This is a genomic window from Mucilaginibacter sp. SJ (assembly GCF_028993635.1).
GTDB lineage: Bacteria > Bacteroidota > Bacteroidia > Sphingobacteriales > Sphingobacteriaceae > Mucilaginibacter.
In genome coordinates this window covers 5,007,487-5,028,339 of sequence record NZ_CP118631.1, presented here as the reverse complement: position 1 = coordinate 5,028,339, position 20,853 = coordinate 5,007,487, and the positions used below count along the sequence as shown (strand labels likewise).

Sequence of the window (20,853 nt, the reverse complement as noted above, 5' to 3'; positions counted from 1 at the left end):
TTAATTTTACTTTAAGCGCCGCGCAGCAACGCGGTTTTGTTAAAAAGCCTTTTCGGTTTTATAGGATTTGGCCTCATCCATCAATGACTTGAATGAAAGCTTAGGCTTAAAATTAGCGTCGAGCAAATGTGGGTAAAAGGAGCCTTTCCAATAAGTTGACGTCCATGACGTGTTGTCCCAAACTCCCCAGGTTGTAAAACCGGTGCAGTTTTTCGCGTGCAGGCAAGCAGTTAAAAATATACGATAAAGTTTTGCCTGGTTTTTAAAATCATTAGCTGTTGGGTTAGTAATAGGGATTAAGCCTGCCGGTCTGGTATTTGTTAAACCTGATGCCATAACGGCGTCAAACTCCGAAATCTGCGTTTCCAAACCTAAATCAGCAAACATATTCATGGTTTTAGTTAATGTTTGGGCATTAAATTTATTAAGGTCAAACAACCTGATATGTGATTCAAAGCCTATGCCATTAATTGGTACCCCTTTTTGTTTTAATGATTTTACAAGGTTATACAAACGTCCTAACTTTGGCGGATTGCCCGACGTTTCAATATTGTTTTCATTTAAAAACAACTTCGCTGACGGATCAATGGCGTGTGCCCATTCAAAAGCATATTGAATATAATCGGTAGGATCTGTTGAACCGGGTTTATGAATAGCGCTCCAAACAAATTTCTTTACTCCTTCGGGATAACAATCTGTTTGATTGTTGAAAGCGGCATCGTTACAAACAGGCTCGTTAACCACGTTCCACTCGGTAACGGCGCCTGGATATTTATCCTTAAAGTGCTTTACTATAGTTTGCACATGATTTTGCAGTATCGATTTTAGCTCGCCGGGGCTGTAATTTCCCTGCGTCACCCAGTCTGGCAGAGCATCCCCCCAGGCCAACACATGTCCTTTAATTTTTGAGTGATGAGCTAAGGCAAATTCAACCATTTTATCGGCCGCTTGAAACGTAAAAACCCCACGTTGATTTTCGGTAGTTTTAAATGTTACCGATATAGTATAGAAGTTAAAATATCTTGAGATCTCATCAAGATAATTTTTAGGGCGGGGAGCCCTGAGTTGGATATCGGCCGGATTAAGAGCTGTGCCAAAGTAAACACCTTTTTGCAAAAGCTTATCTTTCAATGATACCTCATCAGTATCGCTATCGGCAACTTCATGGCTCCTGATGCTTACTGAAGCGGCCTTTTTTAAAGCAGAGGCTTTTTTTACCACAGCCACCGGCTCATTGTCCGCCGTTTCGGGCAAGGCAGCAGGGCTATCGGCAACCTGCTTCGCTTCTCTATAATTAGCATCGGCTTTTAAAGACGGTTCATTACGCGCCTCGCTTTTATCGCTAAATAACACCCAACCAATTATAATAGAGGAAAACACAGCGATAAGTAAATAAAAATTTAACTTTTTCATAAAAATTACTTTATTAACAGAACGGTTTAACTAATATGAAGTTTCAAACTAATAAACGTCTTAATGATTTTTTCATTATATACACTACGTCAATAGCCAACCGTTGGTTCTATTTTGTCGGTTTTCCTCTATAAAGCAATTACTATGTAAGTGCTAAAAATTCTTCGTCAGTAGCTAAATAGTTAACAATAATGTGGTTCAATATCATGTGAACATCTTCAATCGGTCCGTAATCACCTTTAGGGTTTGGTGTATATAAAGGTACGGTTGAAATTTCGTTTAGCTTGCCACCAAGGAAACCTACAAATGCTATAGTTTTACCGCCGAGCTCATTAGCAAATTCGGCAGCCTTTACCAGGTTTGGGGAATTGCCGCTTGCTGATATAGCAATCAATACGTCGCCGGCAACAAACTGGCCACGCATTTGCTCAACAAATACGTCATCAAAATTATTGTCATTACCGATAGCAGTGATCATTGGAACATTATCTGTAAGGGCGATGATCTTAGGACGGAATTTTGAGAAATAACGTACAAAAAACCTGAAATCCGCTTGCATATGTGAGGCCGTTGCAGCACTGCCGCCGTTACCTACTACATAAATAGTATTTCCGCTTTTAAAAGCGTCAATAAAAGTGGTAATAACCTGACCTAATTTTTCAGGGTCAATTTTGTTTAAAATGTCGGTTAAACGTCCAACATAATCACTTAGATAATTTTTTGCTAACTCAGTTCTTTCCATGGGAGTGTTTTTTGGGGGATAAATAATTATTTTCTATTAAAAATCTTTCTGCTCATAAACCTTATCAATAATGGTCATTAGCTTTAACGCATCATCCGAGCTACCGTAAATAACCGGTTTTTGCTCAGTAACGCAATCAAAGAAATGATCCATTTCATAACGCCAGCTGTTATTATTAACATATTTGGTAATAACTTCATCTTTCCATGTAGCTGCAGGGGCGGTAGACCGGTTTTTGGCCACTGATAAAGTTTCTTCGCCGTATGACATGGTTGAGGTGATTAAGCCATTTAATACCATGTAGCCTTTTTCAAGGAAAATCTCTAACGAAAACAAATGGCGCCATTGTGACATCGTTGAGTGCAGCGATGCAACTTTACCCGTTGCCGATTCTTTAAGTATCACGAAGGCATTATCTTCGACATCCATATGCCAGTACAGATTTGACACCTCGGCTTTTACTACGTCAAAATCGCCCGAAAGGAACAGGAACAGATCAAGCATGTGGATACCCTGATCCATCAGGATGCCACCGCCTGCCAATTCTTTTTTAGCTCGCCATTGGTTAAAATAGTCTTTTGTAACACTTTTACCGTAGCGGCCGCGTAACCAAAGCACTTTACCATACTCGCCGCTATCAATAAGCCTTTTCATTTGCAAAACGCTGTCGTGATGCCGGTGGTTGAAGCCATACATCAGGGTTTTGCCGCTCCGGGCTTCGGCTTCTTTGATTTCTAATATATCGGCAGCTGTAAATGCCGGGGGTTTTTCGCAAAAAACGTGTTTACCCGCGTTAAGACCACGAAGGGTTAATTCTTTGTTTAAAAAGTTAGGCGTACAAACGATCAGAACATCAATTTCGGGGTTGTTGATGATATCATCATGGCTTACATTGGGGATGCCATCCGCATCAGGGCCAATGCTTGGCTCAGATACTGCTATTACTGTCCCTTTTTTAATTTCTTCGATAGCCGTGCGACGGGTTTTACCCATTACTCCGTAACCGATTATACCAATTTTATAACTCATAGGATTTTTGATTTTAGGAATAAGTTCTTAATATAGATTTGTATTAGGCTACTTTTTAATTTCCGAGATCAGGTTATTAACCGCTTCAATTTCCATCAGCAGTTTACCTTCTTCGGCATATGAACCGATGTGAGGTGTAAGTACTACATTATCAAGCTCAGTAAACGGACCCGAATAAGGTTCTTCAACAAAAACATCAATTGCCGCTGCAGCCAGCTTACCTGTAGATAACGCCTCAAATAGCGCGTCTTCATCAACAATACCACCGCGTGAAATATTTATAAGCAAAGCGGTTTGCTTAATAAGTGCTAACTCAGTCGCACCAATAACCGGCGATTTATCCGCATTACCGGGCACATGCAGGGTAACAATATCCGCTTTTTTCAGTACGTTTTCAAAATCAGCCAGTTCAACACCGTTTTTTGCTGCCCATGCTGCGTCAGCATACGGATCAAAACCGATAACCGGGTTACCTATACCCCTAAAAAGTTCTGATACCAGGCGCCCGATACGACCGAGGCCAACAACACCTATTACTTTATTAAGTATTAAATTACCTGTTTGCTTTTTCCAGACTTTATTTTTAAGTGAGGCATCAGCCTGAGGTATCCTGCGTAAAAGAGAAAGGGTCATAGCCAATGTAAGTTCGGCTACGGCACGTGTCGGCCCATCGGGTGTATTTCTTACTATGATACCTTTTTCTTTGGCATAATCAAGATCAATGCTATCCATACCAATGCCTACGCGGCTAATTACCTTTAAATCAGGCAGCGCATCCATAACGAGTGCAGTTAGCGGTTCAACACCGGCAACAATACCAACACAATCCTTGGCCAACTCAATTACTTCATCTTCGGTAAGTTTACGGCCATAAGGATTATTAATTATTTCAAAACCATTTTCTTCAAGTAAACTAAAAGGTTTGTTGCCTACCTGGCCAAATGAAGAGGGAGATGTTAAGACTTTCATTGATGATTTAGATTTTACACTGTTTTTCTTAGTAATTAAACAATAAAGCACACACTTCGATGTTTAACTATTGCGAAAATAATAAATTTTTAATAAGTTTGATGTTTTTTTTGAAAAAAAATGTCTTTTTATTTAGCATATAAATAATATTAAATTAAAAAGAACTTTGAATCATTAATTAATTAAAAGCTTTGTTTAAAAACTTCCTTGATATAAACAGATACATACCTTTGTACGGCCCAAATGGTATATAGTCAAATATAAGTTCTTTAATAATGCTAATACCAAGATCATGCTCCAAAATAAAATAATCGGCGTCGGCAGGTATCTCCTCTTTCGATTTTAGCTGCGGAACTTTTTCAAGCAGCTCTTCATAACTTCTAACAGGTAAATATTCAATAAAAGGTTTCGACAAAAGCTCAAAGGCTTCCTGGTCGGTATAGTTAAACAGGCTGTTAAAATCGGTTTTAGGAAAGCTTTCAACCATACTTCCGATACCTGCATTTACAACATTAGTATTGCTATGTGTTTTTATCTGTTGCGCTGCATAATCAAGAGATCCAAGCATATTATCCATAATAGCCTGTACTGGCTGATGATATTTACGGTTTGTACCAAAATAACGTGGATCGAAGTGGTTAGGATCATCGTCTTTTGTTGATGCCACATCAGTGCCGTGTATTTCTTTTACCGTTTTATGGATCTGGTAATTCATATCAACGCCTATAAGGTAAAGCTCAGAAAACCCAAGATAGGTAAGCACCTGCAGTGCCGGATAGGCAACGGTACCGCCCAATGCTACCTTAGGCAAATCAAAATAAAACCCTTTAAAATCGGGCGACATCCATTGCACATTTTCCCTATCATTAATAAAGGTGCGAAAATCAAGGCCATGGGTGTGTATATCGGGGAAGAAGGCTATTTCAACCTGTGGTACTATCTGGTTAATCTCGGCTGCCATATCATTGGCTACCAGCGGATCGGCACACATATAAAATTTAGGTACCCAACCCAATCGCTCAAACATCACATTAAACCGGTTAAAGCACATGGTGTACTCATTATCCAATAAATACAGTGGAGTTTTATTAAGCGATGGACCGTTTCCTATTAAAAAAACACGTTTACCGACAAACTTGCCCTTAAGCTGTTTCCAGTTTTCCTGGCTCCTCTTATTTTCGGTAAGTTTACGTTTAACGCGGATAGAAGTATTTTTGACTGTTTTTTTTACAGCCGAACCAAATCCCTCCTTGTCAATTTCCTGTTTAAATCTTGATATATATTTATTCATAGTGTACGTGCTTTTAAGTAATATTTATTTTTTAAGGTAAGCCCTCATCAGGAAAAAGTAGTTACGGAAAAACGCTACCAGTGTAAAAGGGAAAAAACCATGCTTGTAAGCAAACAAAAAATTCTTCTTGAGGTGGTATTTCGAACGGATAGACGTAAATGCCTTGAAAAGCTCCTCACGGTTTTTAGGCCTGTAAATACCGGTAGTTGCAATATCGTTAAAAATTTTAAGGCTTCGGTAAACATAAATATCCTGCTTAATTTTACCAGCCCGTAAGCAATAATCGGTATCGCCAAAATATTGTGGGAATACCTTATCATCAAACATGCCAATTTTATCAAGCAAATTTGCTGATATGTAAGTGCCCATTCCCGGAAGCCAATCAACCTTGCTGCGTTCAGTAGTTATATTTGTCAATAATTCACCTTTGTTTTTGTATCTGCGTTTACCGGTAATATGGTTAAACGAGCCGCCATAATTTGAAACGATGTGTTCCTGATCCTTTTCCATTACCATACTACCTATAAACAGGTCTTCCTTATGTTCGTTTACTATTTTCACCAACTGGTAAATGTAATCCTGCGCAGGTATAACATCATCATTCCATAGCAACACCCCCGTTAAAGTGGGCAGTTTTTCTTTTGATGCCATAATACCGGCATTTATTGCTCCGCTCCACCAAAGGTTACCATCGCCTTTTACTATCAGCGTATCACCATAGTTTTCGCTTACCCATTCTGATGTACCGTCAGTCGACCCATCATCAATTAGAACGACTTTAACATTTATATCAAATCCGGTAACGCTATTCTTGTAATACTCAATAGCATCATATAGATGCTTAAATCCACGTTTAGTGATATTGATTCGATTATGAACCGGAATGAGAATAGCAATGTTTGTCATCTTTTACTAAAATTTTATCCGCAATTATTTTAAACTATATTGCATTAACAGGCTGGCGCATAGCTACCGGAGGCCTGTTTTGCCTGGCTAAAGCCTTTTTTACCCTGGGTATAAACATGGGCAACATTGAAAATCCGATAAACAAGGGCCTGATAAAATAATTTTCCGAAAAGCCTATACTCAATAGTATTAATACGAAAAATACACTTATTAAAGCGCCGCCTTTTTGATCACTGTTATTTAAATGCCGATAAAAATCCCTGAATCCCCCGTATATTGAAAGGAAATAAAACATGAAGAATATTCCTCCGTAGGTTGCTAAAAGAATAAAGATACCATTTGTCCTAAAATCATCGTCACCCAGGTCCCCATTCCTAAGATCTATGGTACTGTAACCGCTCAAAGGATACTTTGAAAAGGTTTCAAAGTCAAGCTCAGCGCTCGCAAAACGGCTGGTATGAGCGTTACCGGAGGCTATATTTTCATACTGATCAACAATTTTCAAACCTAACACATCAAGATTTTGGACTGCCAGCACAAATATGAAAGTAAGTACCGTTATAAAAATCATCCTGAAAATAACGCTTGAATTTTTTGTGGCGTTAAATATAACCAACAGCAACACAGTAAAATAACCTGCGGTTGATATGGTCGAGAGGATAATTATGAAAAATACAATGTTTTTTTTCGAAAATAAACTCTGCTTAAACAGAAAAAGGTTAAAAACAAGGGCTATTATCGTAAAACCGGCATTAGCGCCTGGTTCCCAAAACGGTCCTGAGTTTCTTAAGAAGTCACGCTGCCAGAAACAGTGGATAATTATTTGATAATTAAAGTGAAATGGATTATCGGGCTGATTGGGAATATGCGGAACAATGCTGTTAACGTAAAAGTTTAAAACATTTGGTGATAAAAAAGTACTTGCGTGTACCAAAAAGCTAATGATTCCTATTACATATATCACTCTAACATATCGCTCAAAGAAGTTTTCCCTAACCACGTATAGTACAAAAAAGGCTATCAAAAACCGTTTAAAAAAACCTGTCATCAATATCAGGGGTACGATACCGGTAAAAGTGATCTGGAAGGTGATTACGATAAGTACAATTATACAGTAACGCCAAAACTTACTAAACTTAAAATCAATAAAAAAACCGTTTTGCGAGATTTTAAAGAAAAAGGCTGCGGCGCTAAAAATCAGCGGAAAATAAAGGTTAGATGCAGACCCAATATAAAAAAAGGGAATACCACTTGATGCTATGAGTATATATACCAGTACGGCATTTAAGAATTTATTCTGTTTTTGTTTCCTTCCCATACTTACCTATTTCAAATTATATAACACTGATATAATTTGTATAATGATTATAAGCCATACTGTTTAAACCAGGTTTAAGCAATATCTTTAATTTTTTTTGCTGGATTGCCTGCCCATATTTCATTTTCAGGAATATTTCGGGCAACTACGCTGCCGGCCCCAATAATTGAATTTTTTCCTACTGTTACTCCTTTTAAAATTATTGAATGCGCACCTATAAAAACGTTATCATTAATCACCACCGGTGCCGTTTTAATATTAGCAACTATTTCAGGAACAGCGTTTCGGTCTTTGAAATCAAGCGAATGAAAATCGGTATCATAAATAACTGTGTTCCCCCCTATTAAAACGTTGTTACCAATAGTTATCGCATTATGACAAATAATCGCTGTCGAACTGATACCCACATTATCTTTAATAATTAAGCTACCTTTCGATATGTAGATGCATTTTTGTTGGCGCCCTATAATATTGGCAGCAAAATTATTATTCATCTTAAAATTATCGCCTATAGTTATGCTGCCACCTTTATAAACCTTTACATAAGGTACGCCCCGCGAAACAATATTGGCTGCAAATTTCACACCATTCTTTCTTAACAACCTTTTACTCAGATAATCAAAACAGGCAATTCTAATTTTATTTAACATCGATACTTGCTTTGGTATATTATTCCACGGAAATTTTTTAAGCTTATTTAGTAATACCAGTCAATTTAAAAAAAAGCTCCATATCATTAAAACTCTTATAATTAGCTTCTATCCAGCTTAAATCGTGGCTCCACCATTTAAAGCTGAGCAATTTTTTAATGATATCTTCCTCAAAACGATACTTTATAAGTTTGGCAGGATTCCCTCCAACGATTGCATACGGCTCAACATCCTTTGTGACAATTGAACCTCCTGCTACTACCGACCCATTACCTATAGTTATACCCCCAAAAATAATAGCATTTGATCCAATCCAAACATCATTCTCAATAACCGTTTCCTTATACTCGTTAAACAAATTTTCATTTGCAAAGCACTTAAATGCTTTGTTATTTGAATAAAACGAAGGGTGTGTGGAAACCCTGTCGGTAGGATGAAAACCTAAACCTATTTTAACATTATCGGCTATTGAACAAAATTTACCGACCTTTACATTGAACAATTGAGAAGCCGCCCCTACGTATGAAAAATCATCTAATCCAACATTATTTAAATTACATTGGTTAGAGATATAATTATTGTAAGCTACCTCCACATTTCTAAGGTTTACAGTAGTACCTAACTTTAACAGTTGGCTTTCATACCTGCGCCTGATCAGTTTTTTTTTGATCTTATAAAACCTTGAATTTTGTTTCAGATTAATCATTCCAGATTCCAATAGCTTTATTGTTTATGATCTTAAGCGTTTGTATACCCATCAAAATCAAAAACGGAATTGTACATATAATGTTAGCAATAATACACCCGTCAATTCCCCAACCCAGGCTTTTAATAAAATAAATACTCAGGGGTATATTAATCAGGCTTACAACAGAAGCCAGATATAGTTGCAATTTAATTTTGCCGGTGCCATTGATAAAATTAACAAACGGCAGCATTGACGATTGAACGATAAGATAAGCGACCATCCAAATGCCCGACATGGTATTGGTACTAACCCTGTTACCCACCCACAGGAGGAACAAAAACTTATTGAAAACAACCAGGAGCACTGATACAATTATTATACCGCTAAAAATTTTCAGTAAATGCTTAAGATTCCTTTTTATCCAGGTTATATCATTTTTAGCGTAAGCATTTGTAAAAGCGCTCCAATACGGTGTTAACAGGATTTGGAAGATCAACGATGGTACGCTATACAACTTAAACATAACGTTGTATTCTGTCACCTTAATCTGCCCAAGCGTTTGTGCTATAATAAACGAGTTTGATGAAAAAATTATAAGCGAGTTGATCTGTAGTATAAAAAATTTAACACCCAGACCGGTGAGGTCCTTTATATACTTGGTATCTACGAACTTCCTAGTTGGTATTACATGTTTAAATTCGGTAGAAAAGTAGTATATGTTCAAAAAAAGGAACAATACTAGCGGCGCTACAGTATAAATGATCCCTACGTACAAAAGGTTATCTACGCCGTTCTTTTTCAGTAACAAAACCACCATTAATAATGATACGATATTACCAACAGCAGTCATTGAATTTGCAAGTGCCGATTTTTGCGCACCATATAGCAATGAATTAATGAGTTTTAGCGGAAAACTCAGAATAAAGGTACCAAATAGAAGTATAACCAGCCAGTTAAGTTCAAAGCCAACCGATTGATTTACGTTAAAGGCCTTATGCCAATCAACAAAAAAATAAACTGCGCCGAATAAAAGCAGCAAACCACCGCTAATAATGGTAATAAGATAATATGTTGTGCTTACATATACCCTGGCCAAACCATTATCGCCTATAGCTATGCTGTGTGCGTACTTGTTTCTTAAACCGTTACCGAGCCCGATATCAAAAAACTGAATAAAATTTACGATAGAGTAAATAGTGATCCAGATACCATATTTGTAAACATCAAGATAGCTTATTAATATGGGCACTATAAAGTAAGAGGAAGCCATACTGATACCACGTAGTACCAGGAGACCAACGGCATTTGATCTTATAGCCTTTCTCCGGTTAATATCTCCCGCCACAACCGACCGCTCCATTGTTGTGCTCATATAATAAATATATTACTTACAGCTTTGCTTTATAAAAGCATCATTACCCAGCATGATGTGGTAAATTCAGTTTACCTGTTGATTTAAACTCTTTCAAATCATATTCAACCATCTCTTTAACTAATCCGGCCAAATCATAAGTTGGTTTCCAGCCTAATTGCGTATTGGCTTTGGTAGGATCACCAATCAGCAATTCAACCTCAGTTGGCCTGAAATAATTTGAATCAACACAGACAATAAGTTTGCCGGCTTCAAGCTGATAATCAGGATTGTTGCATGATACAACATAACCTTTTTCATCAATGCCTGTGCCTTTAAATTCAATAGTTATGCCCACTTCGTTAAATGCCATTACAACAAAGTCCCTTACAGGAGTAGTAATACCTGTAGCAATAACAAAATCCTCAGGCTTTTCCTGTTGCAATATCAGCCACATGGCTTCAACATAATCTTTAGCATGGCCCCAGTCGCGGCGTGCATCCAGGTTACCCAGATATAAAGTATCCTGCTGCCCTAAAGCTATAGCAGCAGCAGCGCGTGTTATTTTGTGGGTAACAAACGTTTCGCCACGCAGCGGGCTTTCATGGTTGAACAGGATACCGTTACATGCATACATATCATAAGCCTCACGATAGTTAACTGTTATCCAGTAAGCATAAAGCTTGGCAACACCATAAGGGCTACGGGGATAAAAAGGGGTAGTTTCTTTTTGTGGCACTTCTTGCACCAAACCATACAACTCAGAAGTTGAAGCCTGGTAAATACGCGTTTTTTGTGTTAAACCTAATAAACGTACGGCCTCCAGTATCCTTAAGGTACCAATGCCATCAGCATTAGCAGTATATTCGGGAGTATCAAAACTTACTTTTACATGGCTCATGGCAGCCAGGTTATAAATTTCGTCGGGCTGGGTTTCCTGTATTATTCTGATCAGGTTGGTTGAATCGGTTAAATCGCCGTAATGTAATTTAAACCTTACATCTTTGTCGTGAGGATCCTGGTAAAGATGATCGATACGATGAGTATTTATCAATGATGAGCGCCTTTTTACGCCATGAACCATGTAACCTTTATTTAATAGCAGTTCGGCCAAATATGCTCCATCCTGCCCGTTTACTCCTGTAATTAGTGCTGTTTTCATATATGTAATTTTATTCAAGTTGAGGGGGTTAAACTATAAACGCTATCAGGCAGATTGCTCATGCTTCAAAAAATCCTGGTAAGCCAGGCCAACGCCTTCTTCCAGTTCAATTTTATGTCGCCATCCCTGGTTGTGCAGTTTTGAAACGTCCATTAATTTACGGGGCGTACCATCGGGCTTAGTGATATCAAAATTTATCTCGCCCTCGTACCCTACGGTTTTTTTCACCAGTGCTGCTAAATCTTTAATTGAGATATCCTCGCCGGTGCCGATGTTAACTAAACCCGGTTCGTTATAATTTTGCATCAGGTAATAGCAAGCCTCGGCAAGATCATCAGCAAACAAAAATTCTCTTTTCGGCGTACCGGTGCCCCAAATGGTTACCGCAGGAGCCAAAGCTTGCTTTGCTTCATGAAAACGCCTAATCAATGCAGGCACCACGTGTGAGTTTTGCGGATGATAATTATCATTATAACCATACAGGTTTGTAGGCATAACTGATATAAAGTTACAGCCGTATTGGTCACGATAAGCGTCACACATTTTAATGCCTGCTATTTTTGCTATAGCATAAGGTTCATTGGTTGGCTCCAGCAAACCGGTAAGCAAATAATCCTCTTTCAAAGGCTGTGGTGCCATTTTAGGATATATGCAGCTCGACCCCAAAAACATCAGTTTTTTTACCCCGGTAACATATGCAGAATTAATAATGTTGTTTTGTATTTGCAGATTATCATACAAAAACTCAGCGCGATAAGTATTATTAGCTACAATACCACCAACCTTCGCAGCCGCAAGGAATACGTAGTTAGGGGTTTCTTCTTCAAAGAAGGCAGCAACAGCCTGCTGATCACGCAGATCAAGGGAAGATGAAGTACGGGTTATTATATTGGTATAGCCCAAGTTTTCCAGTTTGCGGCATATGGCCGAACCAACCATTCCACGATGACCGGCTATATAAATTTTGTCGTCTAAGTTCATTAATTGTATTTTCAAGGATTAGCGTTCTATCTTAACTTACAATTACGATCTTCTGAATATTCGTTTTAATAAGTTGCTTTTTTTGCCTTCATTTAATCCGTACGATTCATACCCGCCATAACCATAACCATAACCATAGCCGTAACCGTAGCCATAACCGTAACCATAACCACCCTCCTTCTTGATATCATTAACAACAATACCCATGCGTTTCATTTTTTTATTACGGTACAGGTCTTCCGGTATGCTCAGCTGATCTTTAAAGGTGTATTTTTGCCTAACTATATATATCGTTAAATCAGCATACTCGCCAAGTAATTGGGCGTCCGTTACCAGGCCAATCGGCGGCGCATCCATGATCACATAGTCAAAGCTGTTTCTCAGTTCGTTGATCAGCATACCCGTACGTTTGCTAAGTATCGTCTCGGTAGGGTTAGGAGGTATTGGACCGGCACTTATCAGGAACAGATTTTCGTTCATAAATGATTCGTGAACGATATCAGTAACCGTCATGTTTTGCGAAACAATATAATTTGTGAACCCAACCGGGTTCACCATACCTGCTTTGGTTGATAACGATGGCTTACGTAAGTCAAGCTCCATCATTACCACTCTTTTGCCTGATAAAGCAAGTACGAGCGCCAGGTTTAGCGAGGTAAATGATTTTCCCTCGCCCGACATACTTGACGTTAACAATATAACATTTGAAATTTCCGGCGTAAGAAAGAAACTGAGATTCGTTCTGAGCGCCCTGAACTGCTCTGCAATTACCGAGCGCGAATCCTTAGTAACAATAATGTTAACATCCGCTTCATTATGGCTTATTTCACCAAGTACGGGCACCTGTGTACGCTTAATTATATCATCCTTAAGCATCACCTTGTTATTCATCATATCAATAACATATATGCGGCCTATTGGTATCAAAAGAGCAAAAAATACACTTAAACCTAAAATAAGTGCAGGTTTTGGCGAATATGGCAGCACGTCTGATTTAGGGGGATCTATTACACGTGAGTTTGAAATGTTTGATGTTTTTGATATAGCAGTCTCTTCACGTTTTTGCAACAGAAAGGTATAAAGCGTTTGTTTGATTTGCTGAGTTCTTGACAAATCCATAAACTGTCTTTCCTGCGAAGGAACGGCATGGATCTGACCTTCTATTTTACCGGTGCTTTTCTGAAGATCCTGTCTTGAAATGATAGCGGACCGCCTTGTGCTTGCCAGGTTCGTAAGCATATCATTCCTTAATGAAGATATACGCTGATCAATATTTATTACCTGTGGGTTATCGCTTGTATACGATAATAACTGACGTTCGCGTTCAAGCACCAGCGTGTTATACCTGTCAACAAGGCCTGCAAATATTTTATCATCAGGCACGATAGCACTTGGTAATACCCTTTCGTTTTTTACATCTTTCAGGTAATCCTCCAACGCGTTAATCATGCTAAGCTGAGTTTCTATCTGGGCCAAGCGGTTCACATAATCGGTTGAATTGGCAACCAGGGCTTTTGACTGCTCTGTGATATCAGCAATGCTATTTTTTTGTTTGAACAACTGGATATCTCCTTCAACACTGCTCAACTCGCGACTTACAATAATTAAACGTTCATTAATAAACGAAATAGTGCTATCAGCAATCTGATTTTTATCGTTCTGGTTTTCTTCCTGATAAACGTTGATATACTTGTTAAGTATATCTTCTCCTTTTCTTGGTATAGAATGGTCAATTTCCAGGTTTATCGTACTTACATCCTTATTAGGAACGGCAACAGTAAGATCTTTCATGAATTTCGCCACAGCGTTATCAATTGAAACGATCTTAAAAGTAAAATCGCCTGAATCTACCGGAGCAAGATCACTTCTCCTGATCCTGATGGACCCTACGCCCGGAATACGGAAAGGCTGGTCAAATTTAACACGCTTTTCAATCGTCCCGGTTGTCGAGTCATTATCAAAGCTGATATCCATAAAGTTTTTATTTACTATGGTTAAATCGACAGATGTTCCCATAATAGTATCCTTTAATCTAACAGGATCAACCAGGATAGGTGATTTATAAAGCTCATAATTTTTAAGAAACCCCTGCGAATAATAAGTAACATTCAAACGCATATCACGCACCACCTTTTCCATTAAAAATCTGGTTTGCAGTATCTGCGATTCGTTATCCACGCTGCTTTTTGTATTCAGCAAACCGCTAAGATCGCCTAACACATCAGATGTACTTAAATCTCCGCCCTTTTTATCATCCTCAACAAGAATACTTGCATGTATCTGGTAAAGTGGTCTTTTGAATTTCAAAAAGAATACGCCCAATGATACACAAACTATAAAACTTATCAAAAACAGCCACCAGTCAGCAATTGCCCTTGAAAAAAAAGCTTTAAAATCAAAACTCTTTTCATCATTATCCAGCGGTTCTCCACCCTGTAAATTCTGAATTTCCATTATATGTAGTTGTAGTTAAAAAATTTTACTTTACCCTTGAAGCAATGATGATAAGCAATGATAGTATCGAGCCGGCAATAGCGATCGTTTTTGTTTGTGAAAGATCGTTAGCAGCTACTTTGCCCTTAGAAGGTTCGACATAGATATAATCATTTTGATGGAGGTAGTAATAAGGATTTGACAGCAGATCGGTTTTATTAAGATTGATCCGGTAAGCTGTTCTTGTACCATCAAGATTATCACGCAGTAATAAAATATTATCCCTTTTACCGTAAATGGTTAAATCCCCGGCCATTGCCAAAGCGTCAAGTATAGTTACTTTTTCATTAGGGACCACATAAGTTGAAGGCTTCGTAACTTCACCTGCCACGATAATCTTAAAATTGGCGTACCGTACTATAACTGAAGGCTCTTTAAAAAATTGTACAGCCTTTGAGCGTATCAGTTCCCTGGCTTCATTGGTTGTTAAACCAGCGAGGTGCAGTTTTCCGATAACAGGTAATTCAATACTGCCATCTTTGCCTACAAGGTAACCTGAAACAGGTGCCGCGGCAGGCATAGCTGTCGAACTGGTATTAATACCGGTTGAAGGCCCGGAAACGTTACCAGCATTAATAGCCACAGTAGCCAACGGATCAACTGTTTGAACAATAATCGTCATTATATCATCCACCTGAATTTTAGGTTCAATGTAATCTGCTTCTTTAAGGATTTTCACCTGACCCGAGTCGGGGATATCTTCAAAATACTTAATGTGCTTTGTAGACGTACACGATGAGAAAAACAAAGAGGAAATTAAAATGGCGCAAATGAAAAGCAAAGGTAGAATTAAGCTCTTGAACATGTATCGTTTATTAGTTGAATAATCTATTTAAATTAAAGCTATTACAATTAATACGCTCTAAAGATAATTATTTATTAATCAAAATGGCAAATTAATGTAAAAATAAAATTTTTAGGCTTAAAAATTATAAATATAATATCATGCCTGCCCCATTGTTCCACCAAAATTCATAGGAAAACCCGGATGATCTGGCTGTACTTTGATACGACCATTAATGGCTTCATATTTCTCAATATTATCTTCCAGGGCTGAAAGCAGGCGCCTGGCATGTTCCGGGGTTAATATGATCCGCGACTTTACCCTGGCTTTGGGTACTCCTGGCATAACCCTGATAAAATCCAATACAAACTCGGAGTTTGAATGAGTAATGATAGCCAGGTTTGAGTAGATACCTTCTGCAATTTCTTCTGAAAGCTCAATGTTGAGCTGATTTTCATTTTGTTCTTCCATGCTACTAAAATAACAAAAAGACGTTCTCCATAAACAGTCTTTTTTGAGGTACGTATTGAGCCTTGTTTGCTTTGATAACACGGATCAGCCCCATATTGACCTCTTACAAGGTCGAACGTAGAACAGAGATGTTTTACTTTTGTTTTAATAATTTAAAAAAAGTGATAAAAAAAAGCCTCCCGGAAACCGGGAGGCTCAATAAAATATTTAAACAGCTGAAAATTAAGCTTCCAACTCTTCTGCTTTCGAAGCCATCAGGCGGTCAAATTCTTCCTGTGAGCCTACACGGATATTTTCATACTCGCGTAAACCGGTACCTGAAGGTATTAAGTGACCTACGATAACGTTTTCTTTCAGGCCAAGCATGCTGTCTTTCTTACCTGCGATAGCCGCTTCATTCAGTACTTTGGTAGTTTCCTGGAACGATGCTGCCGAGATAAACGACTTAGTACCCAACGATGCCCTGGTAATACCTTGCAATATCGGGCTTGATGTTGCAGGGATAGCGTCACGCACTTCAACCAGTTTAAGGTCGCGGCGTTTCAATACCGAGTTTTCATCGCGTAAGCGGCGTAATGAAACTATCTGACCAGATTTTAATGTAGTTGAATCACCCGGATCAACAACAACCTTCTTATCATAAATCTCATCATTCTCGTTCATGAAATCCCATCCGTCAACAGCTTCGCGCTCTAAGAAACGGGTATCACCTGCATCCTCGATAGATACTTTCTGCATCATCTGGTGAACAATAACCTCGAAGTGCTTATCGTTGATCTTCACACCCTGTAAGCGGTAAACTTCCTGGATACCGTTAACAAGATATTCCTGTACGGCAGCAGGGCCTTTGATAGCCAAAATATCTGCCGGAGATATTGAACCATCTGATAATGGCATACCGGCTTTAATAAAGTCATTATCCTGTACAAGGATGTGTTTTGAAAGTGGTACAAGGTATTTTTTAACCTGGCCATCTTTTGATTCGATGGTGATTTCGCGGTTACCACGTTTAACACCACCTAAAGTTACCACACCGTCAATTTCCGTTACTACCGCAGGGTTTGAAGGGTTACGTGCTTCAAATAACTCGGTTACACGCGGTAAACCACCTGTAATATCTCGCGTTTTACCGGTTGAACGAGGGATTTTAGCAATAACCTGACCAGTTTGTAACCTGTCGCCCTCATCAACAGCGATGTGAGCACCTACCGGAATGTTGTATCCTTTAATGATGTTACCTTTATTATCGGTGATCTGGATAGCAGGGTTTTTAGATTTATCCCTGGTATCGATGATCACTTTTTCGCGGTGACCGGTTTGCTCGTCAGATTCTTCACGGAAAGTGATACCTTCCAATACTGCATCAAACTGGGCAATACCTGCAAACTCAGATATAATTACCGCGTTGTACGGATCCCATGAACAGATACGGTCGCCTTTGGTGATCTTGCTGCCATCTTTCACATACAGGTATGAACCGTATGGAATATTATTGGTAACAATTACTTTATTGCTTCCGGCTTCGATAATACGGAACTCGCCCGAACGGCCTAATACCACATCAACAGCGCCGTCTTCGGCAGTTTCGTAAGTAACGGTACGTACGTTCTCAAATTCAATGATACCATCAAACTTAGCGTTGATCTGTGACTCAGCCGCTATGTTTGATGCGGTACCACCCACGTGGAATGTACGAAGTGTTAACTGAGTACCCGGCTCACCGATTGACTGCGCTGCAATTACACCAACAGCCTCACCTTTTTGCACGCGTTTACCGCTTGCAAGGTTACGGCCGTAGCACAATGCACATACGCCACGTTTACTTTCGCAGGTTAATACCGAACGGATCTCGATACCTTCCAGCGGAGAGTTTTCGATCTTTTTAGCTACCTCTTCAGTGATGTCCTGGCCGGCTACTGCTAACAGTTCGTTAGTGATAGGGTCATGAACATCATGCAAAGTGGTACGACCTAAAATACGGTCATATAATGGCTCAACAATGTCCTCGTTATCTTTCAGTGCAGTTGTGTAGATACCTCTTAAAGTACCGCAATCAACCTCACCAACAATCATATCCTGGGCAACGTCATGCAACCTACGGGTTAAGTAACCAGCATCCGCTGTTTTCAACGCCGTATCTGCCAAACCTTTACGGGCACCGTGGGTAGAGATGAAGTACTCCAATACCGACAAACCTTCTTTAAAGTTTGAAAGGATCGGGTTTTCGATAATCTCACCACCTGAACCTGATTTTTGAGGTTTCGCCATCAAACCACGCATACCTGCAAGCTGACGGATCTGCTCTTTAGAACCACGGGCACCTGAGTCAAGCATCATGTAAACAGAGTTGAAGCCCTGGTTATCGTTGCTCAGGATGTCCATCACGTTAGCAGTTAAGCGGTTGTTGATACGTGTCCAGATATCGATAATCTGGTTGTAGCGCTCGTTGTTGGTAATGAAACCCATGTTATAGTTGTTCATCACCTCATCAACCTGCTTAGAAGCTGTATCAATCAGGGTTACTTTTTCTGCAGGGATATTGATATCCTTCAGGTTAAATGATAAACCACCCTGAAACGCCATCTTAAATCCTAATTCCTTAATATCATCAAGGAACTGGGCAGCACGCGCCATACCGGTGATTTTTACTACTTCACCAATGATATCACGAAGTGATTTTTTGGTAAGCAACTCATTGATATAACCTACTTCTATAGGTACATGCTGGTTAAACAATACGCGGCCTACAGTAGTATCAATAATTTTGTTTACGATTTTGCCATCGCGCTCCTTAACTAAAGCTTTAACCTTGATAAACGCATGCAGGTCAAGTTTTTTCTCGTTATAAGCGATAATTACTTCTTCTGCAGAGTAGAAAGTTAAACCTTGTCCTTTAACCACACGTGTTTCATCAGTTTTACGGCCTTTGGTTATGTAGTACAAACCAAGTACCATGTCCTGAGAAGGTACAGTAATAGGCGTACCGTTAGCAGGGTTAAGGATGTTATGCGAAGCAAGCATCAGGATTTGGGCTTCCAAAATTGCCGCGTTACCAAGTGGTACGTGAACGGCCATCTGGTCACCGTCAAAATCCGCGTTGAATGCTGTACAGGTTAATGGGTGCAATTGAATAGCTTTACCTTCAACCAGTTTTGGCTGGAACGACTGGATACCCAATCTGTGCAGCGTAGGCGCACGGTTTAGTAATACAGGGTGTCCCTTCAATACGTTTTCCAAAATGTCCCAAACTAATGGGTCTTTACGGTCAACAATTTTTTTGGCAGATTTTACTGTTTTAACCACACCACGCTCAATCATTTTACGGATGATAAATGGTTTAAACAGCTCGGCAGCCATATCTTTTGGTAAACCGCACTCGTGTAATTTAAGGTTAGGACCTACAACAATTACCGAACGGGCAGAGTAATCCACACGTTTACCTAATAAGTTTTGACGGAAACGGCCTTGCTTACCTTTCAGTATATCTGAAAGTGATTTCAAGGCACGGTTACCTTCAGTTTTTACCGCGTTAACTTTACGTGAGTTATCGAATAACGAATCCACAGCTTCCTGTAACATACGTTTTTCGTTACGTAAAATCACCTCTGGTGCTTTAATCTCAATCAAACGTTTTAAACGATTGTTACGGATAATAACACGACGGTAAAGGTCGTTCAAATCTGAAGTAGCGAAACGGCCACCTTCCAGTGGTACCAACGGACGCAGCTCAGGCGGGATCACCGGAACAATCTTAACGATCATCCACTCAGGGTTATTCTCGATCCTGGTTTTTGCATCACGGAAAGCCTCAACAACCTGTAAGCGTTTTAAGGCTTCGTTTTTACGTTGCTGAGAAGTTTCGTTTGCTGCCTGGTGACGCAGGCTGAATGATAACTCATCAAGGTCAAGGCGTTTTAATAATTCTTCCAGAGCCTCTGCACCCATTTTGGCCACAAATTTCTGAGGATCTTTGTCGTCAAGGTACTGGTTTTCTTTTGGAAGGGTATCTAATACGTCAAGGTATTCTTCTTCAGTAAGGAAATCCATTTTGTTGATTCCGTCTGCTTCTTTAATACCCGGTTGGATAACTACGTAACGCTCGTAGTATATAATAAGGTCGAGCCTTTTTGTAGGCAAGCCTAATAAATAACCAATTTTGTTTGGCAATGAGCGGAAGTACCAGATGTGTGCAACAGGCACCACCAGGTTGATGTGGCCCATACGCTCACGACGTACTTTCTTTTCGGTTACTTCAACACCGCAACGGTCGCACACGATACCTTTGTAACGGATACGTTTGTATTTACCGCAATGGCACTCATAATCCTTAACCGGGCCAAAAATACGCTCGCAGAACAAACCATCACGCTCAGGTTTGTAAGTACGGTAGTTAATGGTTTCCGGCTTTAAAACTTCACCGCTTGAACGCTCAAGAATAGACTCAGGAGAGGCTAAACTGATGGTAATGGTGGTAAAGTTACTTTTGATTTTATTATCCTTTTTGTAAGACATAGTCTCCTTTATTTTTAATTGTTGAATTAGCGATTTAGTGAATTAGTGATTTGAATAAAGTCCCTCAAATCACATATTGTACTTATCAGAATT

16 protein-coding genes are annotated in these 20,853 nt (G+C 39.3%); all 16 read right to left on the bottom strand.

What is annotated here, in order from left to right; all coding sequences use genetic code 11:
- Positions 1-39: 39 nt before the first annotated feature.
- Positions 40-1,413 (bottom strand): endo-1,4-beta-xylanase, encoded by a 1,374-nt coding sequence (locus tag MusilaSJ_RS20925; RefSeq protein WP_274986752.1) that lies wholly within the window; start codon positions 1,411-1,413, stop codon positions 40-42.
- A gap of 142 nt (positions 1,414-1,555) precedes the next feature.
- Complete coding sequence (locus tag MusilaSJ_RS20920; protein WP_274986751.1) at positions 1,556-2,155, bottom strand: D-sedoheptulose-7-phosphate isomerase; 600 nt, start codon at positions 2,153-2,155, stop codon at positions 1,556-1,558.
- Between the two features lie 36 nt (positions 2,156-2,191).
- Complete coding sequence (locus MusilaSJ_RS20915) at positions 2,192-3,184, bottom strand: Gfo/Idh/MocA family protein (RefSeq protein WP_274986750.1); 993 nt, start codon at positions 3,182-3,184, stop codon at positions 2,192-2,194.
- Between the two features lie 48 nt (positions 3,185-3,232).
- Complete coding sequence (locus tag MusilaSJ_RS20910) at positions 3,233-4,153, bottom strand: phosphoglycerate dehydrogenase (RefSeq protein WP_274986749.1); 921 nt, start codon at positions 4,151-4,153, stop codon at positions 3,233-3,235.
- A 178-nt stretch (positions 4,154-4,331) separates the two neighbouring features.
- Complete coding sequence (locus tag MusilaSJ_RS20905; protein WP_274986748.1) at positions 4,332-5,444, bottom strand: 6-hydroxymethylpterin diphosphokinase MptE-like protein; 1,113 nt, start codon at positions 5,442-5,444, stop codon at positions 4,332-4,334.
- Between the two features lie 24 nt (positions 5,445-5,468).
- Positions 5,469-6,350, bottom strand: a complete 882-nt coding sequence (locus tag MusilaSJ_RS20900; protein WP_274986747.1) for a glycosyltransferase family 2 protein — start codon at positions 6,348-6,350, stop codon at positions 5,469-5,471.
- A gap of 34 nt (positions 6,351-6,384) precedes the next feature.
- Positions 6,385-7,668, bottom strand: a complete 1,284-nt coding sequence (locus MusilaSJ_RS20895) for a hypothetical protein (protein WP_274986746.1) — start codon at positions 7,666-7,668, stop codon at positions 6,385-6,387.
- 74 nt (positions 7,669-7,742) lie between these two features.
- Positions 7,743-8,318, bottom strand: coding sequence for an acyltransferase (locus MusilaSJ_RS20890; protein ID WP_274986745.1), 576 nt, complete (start codon positions 8,316-8,318; stop codon positions 7,743-7,745).
- A 43-nt stretch (positions 8,319-8,361) separates the two neighbouring features.
- Positions 8,362-8,913 carry a CatB-related O-acetyltransferase gene (locus MusilaSJ_RS28120; RefSeq protein WP_446725118.1) on the bottom strand — a complete coding sequence of 184 codons (552 nt, stop codon included), beginning with the start codon at positions 8,911-8,913 and terminating at the stop codon, positions 8,362-8,364.
- 103 nt (positions 8,914-9,016) lie between these two features.
- The gene (locus tag MusilaSJ_RS20880) at positions 9,017-10,378 is read right to left on the bottom strand and encodes an oligosaccharide flippase family protein (RefSeq protein ID WP_274986744.1); all 1,362 of its coding nucleotides are present in this window, start codon (positions 10,376-10,378) and stop codon (positions 9,017-9,019) included.
- A 43-nt stretch (positions 10,379-10,421) separates the two neighbouring features.
- On the bottom strand, positions 10,422-11,519 hold the full coding sequence (gene gmd, locus MusilaSJ_RS20875) for a GDP-mannose 4,6-dehydratase (RefSeq protein ID WP_274986743.1): 1,098 nt from the start codon (positions 11,517-11,519) through the stop codon (positions 10,422-10,424).
- Positions 11,520-11,564: 45 nt separating this feature from the next.
- Entirely contained in the window at positions 11,565-12,500 is a 936-nt protein-coding gene (fcl, locus tag MusilaSJ_RS20870) for a GDP-L-fucose synthase (RefSeq protein WP_274986742.1), read from the bottom strand.
- Positions 12,501-12,542: 42 nt separating this feature from the next.
- On the bottom strand, positions 12,543-14,954 hold the full coding sequence (locus MusilaSJ_RS20865) for a GumC family protein (protein ID WP_274986741.1): 2,412 nt from the start codon (positions 14,952-14,954) through the stop codon (positions 12,543-12,545).
- A 25-nt stretch (positions 14,955-14,979) separates the two neighbouring features.
- Positions 14,980-15,672, bottom strand: coding sequence for a polysaccharide biosynthesis/export family protein (locus MusilaSJ_RS20860; protein ID WP_274986740.1), 693 nt, complete (start codon positions 15,670-15,672; stop codon positions 14,980-14,982).
- Positions 15,673-15,936: 264 nt separating this feature from the next.
- Positions 15,937-16,248: a DUF3467 domain-containing protein gene (locus MusilaSJ_RS20855; protein WP_274986739.1), complete on the bottom strand. Its 312-nt coding sequence runs from the start codon at positions 16,246-16,248 to the stop codon at positions 15,937-15,939.
- A gap of 222 nt (positions 16,249-16,470) precedes the next feature.
- A complete protein-coding gene (gene rpoC, locus MusilaSJ_RS20850; RefSeq protein ID WP_274986738.1) occupies positions 16,471-20,760 on the bottom strand; it encodes a DNA-directed RNA polymerase subunit beta' in 4,290 nt (1,429 codons plus the stop codon).
- Between the last annotated feature and the right edge of the window lie 93 nt (positions 20,761-20,853).

What these genes read in the sequence shown, in the direction of transcription:
- MusilaSJ_RS20925 (WP_274986752.1), bottom strand. Translation starts at nt 1,413, where the DNA reads ATGAAAAAGTTAAATTTTTATTTACTTATCGCTGTGTTTTCCTCTATT.
- MusilaSJ_RS20920 (WP_274986751.1), bottom strand. Translation starts at nt 2,155, where the DNA reads ATGGAAAGAACTGAGTTAGCAAAAAATTATCTAAGTGATTATGTTGGA.
- MusilaSJ_RS20915 (WP_274986750.1), bottom strand. Translation starts at nt 3,184, where the DNA reads ATGAGTTATAAAATTGGTATAATCGGTTACGGAGTAATGGGTAAAACC.
- MusilaSJ_RS20910 (WP_274986749.1), bottom strand. Translation starts at nt 4,153, where the DNA reads ATGAAAGTCTTAACATCTCCCTCTTCATTTGGCCAGGTAGGCAACAAA.
- MusilaSJ_RS20905 (WP_274986748.1), bottom strand. Translation starts at nt 5,444, where the DNA reads ATGAATAAATATATATCAAGATTTAAACAGGAAATTGACAAGGAGGGA.
- MusilaSJ_RS20900 (WP_274986747.1), bottom strand. Translation starts at nt 6,350, where the DNA reads ATGACAAACATTGCTATTCTCATTCCGGTTCATAATCGAATCAATATC.
- MusilaSJ_RS20895 (WP_274986746.1), bottom strand. Translation starts at nt 7,668, where the DNA reads ATGGGAAGGAAACAAAAACAGAATAAATTCTTAAATGCCGTACTGGTA.
- MusilaSJ_RS20890 (WP_274986745.1), bottom strand. Translation starts at nt 8,318, where the DNA reads ATGTTAAATAAAATTAGAATTGCCTGTTTTGATTATCTGAGTAAAAGG.
- MusilaSJ_RS20880 (WP_274986744.1), bottom strand. Translation starts at nt 10,378, where the DNA reads ATGAGCACAACAATGGAGCGGTCGGTTGTGGCGGGAGATATTAACCGG.
- gmd (WP_274986743.1), bottom strand. Translation starts at nt 11,519, where the DNA reads ATGAAAACAGCACTAATTACAGGAGTAAACGGGCAGGATGGAGCATAT.
- fcl (WP_274986742.1), bottom strand. Translation starts at nt 12,500, where the DNA reads ATGAACTTAGACGACAAAATTTATATAGCCGGTCATCGTGGAATGGTT.
- MusilaSJ_RS20865 (WP_274986741.1), bottom strand. Translation starts at nt 14,954, where the DNA reads ATGGAAATTCAGAATTTACAGGGTGGAGAACCGCTGGATAATGATGAA.
- MusilaSJ_RS20855 (WP_274986739.1), bottom strand. Translation starts at nt 16,248, where the DNA reads ATGGAAGAACAAAATGAAAATCAGCTCAACATTGAGCTTTCAGAAGAA.
- rpoC (WP_274986738.1), bottom strand. Translation starts at nt 20,760, where the DNA reads ATGTCTTACAAAAAGGATAATAAAATCAAAAGTAACTTTACCACCATT.